We start from the raw sequence: 2,617 nt of genomic DNA on the forward strand, positions 1-2,617 counted from the left end.
GGCAAGCTCGCCAGCCACTACCGCGGCGCCGGCCACGGCGTGCTGCTCGCCGCCGGCGACACCTTCCGCGCCGCCGCCGTGGAACAGCTCCGCGTCTGGGGCGAGCGCACGGGCATTCCGGTGATCAGCCAGCCCACCGGCTCCGACGCTGCCTCGGTGGTCTACGACGCCCACCAGGCGGCCATCGCCCGGGGCAACGACATCCTTATCGCCGATACCGCCGGGCGGCTGCACACCCAGAGCAACCTCATGGAGGAGCTCAAGAAGATCCGCCGGGTGCTGGGCAAGCAGGACGGCACCGCCCCCCACGAGGTGCTGCTGGTGGTGGACGCCGGCACCGGCCAGAATGCCCTCGCCCAGGCCCGCCAGTTCCACGAGGCGGTGGGCGTGACCGGCGTGGTGATCACCAAGCTCGACGGCACCGCCAAGGGCGGCGTCGTCCTGGCAATGGCCCAGCAGCTCGGCGTGCCGATCCGCTACATCGGCGTCGGCGAGCGGGCCGAGGACCTGCGCCCCTTCGACGCCGGCGACTTCGTCGACGCCCTGCTCGCGGACACCGTGGAGGATGGCGACGACGCATGATCCGGCTCGAGGCGGTGGGCAAGCGCTACCCGGGCGAACGCGACGCCCTGCGCCAGGTGAGTCTGCACCTGCGTCCCGGCGAGCTCGGCTTCCTCACCGGGCCCAGTGGCGCGGGCAAGAGCACCCTGCTGCGCCTGGTCCCGCTGCTCGAACGCCCCTCCCAGGGCCGCGTGGTGGTCGGCGGCGTCGACCTCGGGCGGCTCGCGCGCCGGCGCATCCCCTACCTGCGACGGGGCATCGGCATGATCTTCCAGGATCACCGCCTGCTCGCCGACCGCACCGTCTTCGACAACGTCGCCCTGCCCCTGGTGATCGCCGGCACGCCTCGGCGCGAGCTCGGGCGGCGGGTACGCGCCGCCCTCGACAAGGTGGACCTGCTCCGCTACGAGCGCGCCCAGCCGGAGACACTCTCCAGCGGCGAGCAGCAGCGCGTGGGCATCGCCCGGGCCGTGGTCCGGCGCCCGCCGGTGCTGCTCGCCGACGAGCCCACGGGCAACCTCGACCCGGCACTGTCGGCGGAGATCATGACCCTGTTCCGGCGCTTCAGCGAGCTCGGCGTCACCACCCTGATCGCCACCCACGACGTGGACCTCGTCGAGCGCCTCGGTCACCGCCGGATCAGCCTGAGCGAGGGCCGGGTGGTCGCCGACACCGCCGGCACGGAGGCGCACTGAATGGCCGCCCACCGCAGCCGCCGCCGGATACGCGCGCGCGCTGCCGCATGGCTGGAGCACCACGGCCGGGCCCTGCTCGGCGCCCTCGGCCGACTGCGCATGCAATGGCTGGCCGCGCTCATGACCGCGGGAGTGATCGGCATCGCCCTCGCCCTGCCGGCGCTGTTCGTGGTGTTCATGGACAACACCCAGAACGTGCTCGGCGACTGGGACGGCCGCCCGCGGGTATCGGTCTTCCTGGAGCAGGACGCCTCCATGGACCGGGCCCGGGAGACCGCACAGCGCCTGCGCGAGCGCGACGACGTCCGCGCCGTCGAGGTCCTCACGCCGGCGGCGGCACTGGCGGAGTTCCGCGCCCACACACAGATGGACCGGGCGCTGTCGCTGCTGGAGAGCAACCCGCTGCCGGGGGTACTGCTGGTGGAGCCGCCACCGGGGCTGTCCACGGCGCGGATCGACGCGCTCACCCGGACCCTGGAGGGGCTGGACCTCGCCGCAGAGGTACGCCTGGACCGGGAGTGGGTCCGGCGCCTGCACGCGATCATAACCCTGCTCGCCCGTCTGGGCTGGCTGATCGCCGGCCTGCTCGCACTGGCGGTACTGTTGGTGGTTGGCAACACCATCCGCCTGGAGATCGAGAACCGGCGCGAGGAGATCGTCATCACCAAGCTCCTCGGCGCCACCGACGCCTTCGTGCGACGCCCGTTCCTCTACACCGGCCTCTGGCACGGACTCTTCGGTGGCGCCATCGCCGCGGTCCTGGTGGAGACGGCCTACCTGCTGCTCGCCGGCCCGGCCAACACCCTGGCCCGCAGCTACGCCAGCAGCTTCCGGCTGCAGGGTCTGGACCCGGGGGCCGCGGCCACCCTGCTCGCCTGCGGCGTGCTCCTGGGCCTGCTCGGCGCATGGATCGCCGTCGGTCGACACCTCAGCACCATAGAACCACGCTGAGGTTGAAAACTGGCATAATGCTCATATAGTCCGAAAGGGAACTTTTTCTGGGCCTCGACACTCCAATTGGACGAGGCCCCGGGTGGCGGCCGCAAATTACGCTTTCCGGCTCATAAAGGGGGAGCCATGGAAATGAGCAAGGCGATTGCCCGAAACGATCTCAGCAGTCTCCCGCTGCATGCCGGCAGCGAGGAGCACTATATCCAGGCGGTCAACCGTATCCCGACGCTCAGCGCCGAGGAGGAACAGGACCTGGCCGCGCGCTACCGCGACGATAACGACCTCGACGCCGCGCGTTACCTGGTAATGTCGCACCTGCGCTTCGTCGTCCATGTGGCGCGGGGCTATACCGGCTACGGCCTGCCCCTCGCGGACCTGATCCAGGAGGGCAACATCGGCCTGATGAAGGC

4 protein-coding genes are annotated in these 2,617 nt (G+C 71.0%); all 4 read left to right on the top strand.

The annotated features are described in order from the left end of the window. The coding region (gene ftsY / locus G7A99_RS17915) for a signal recognition particle-docking protein FtsY (RefSeq protein ID WP_163142724.1) at nt 1-582 on the top strand (582 nt) is incomplete at its 5' end. Next, on the top strand, nt 579-1,256 hold the full coding sequence (ftsE, locus tag G7A99_RS17920; protein WP_163142727.1) for a cell division ATP-binding protein FtsE: 678 nt from the start codon (nt 579-581) through the stop codon (nt 1,254-1,256). The genes ftsY and ftsE, both read left to right, overlap by 4 nt. Beyond that, nucleotides 1,257-2,207, top strand: a complete 951-nt coding sequence (gene ftsX / locus G7A99_RS17925) for a permease-like cell division protein FtsX (RefSeq protein WP_163142730.1) — start codon at nt 1,257-1,259, stop codon at nt 2,205-2,207. It abuts the gene before it with no gap. A 132-nt stretch (nt 2,208-2,339) separates the two neighbouring features. Beyond that, nucleotides 2,340-2,617, top strand: a 278-nt coding sequence (locus G7A99_RS17930) for a sigma factor (RefSeq protein ID WP_305792334.1), incomplete at its 3' end; no start/stop codon positions are given.

The organism is Arhodomonas sp. KWT (assembly GCF_010993615.1).

Bases quoted from the DNA above. Each gene is read 5' to 3' on its own strand.
- ftsE (WP_163142727.1), top strand. From the start codon at position 579: ATGATCCGGCTCGAGGCGGTGGGCAAGCGCTACCCGGGCGAACGCGAC.
- ftsX (WP_163142730.1), top strand. From the start codon at position 1,257: ATGGCCGCCCACCGCAGCCGCCGCCGGATACGCGCGCGCGCTGCCGCA.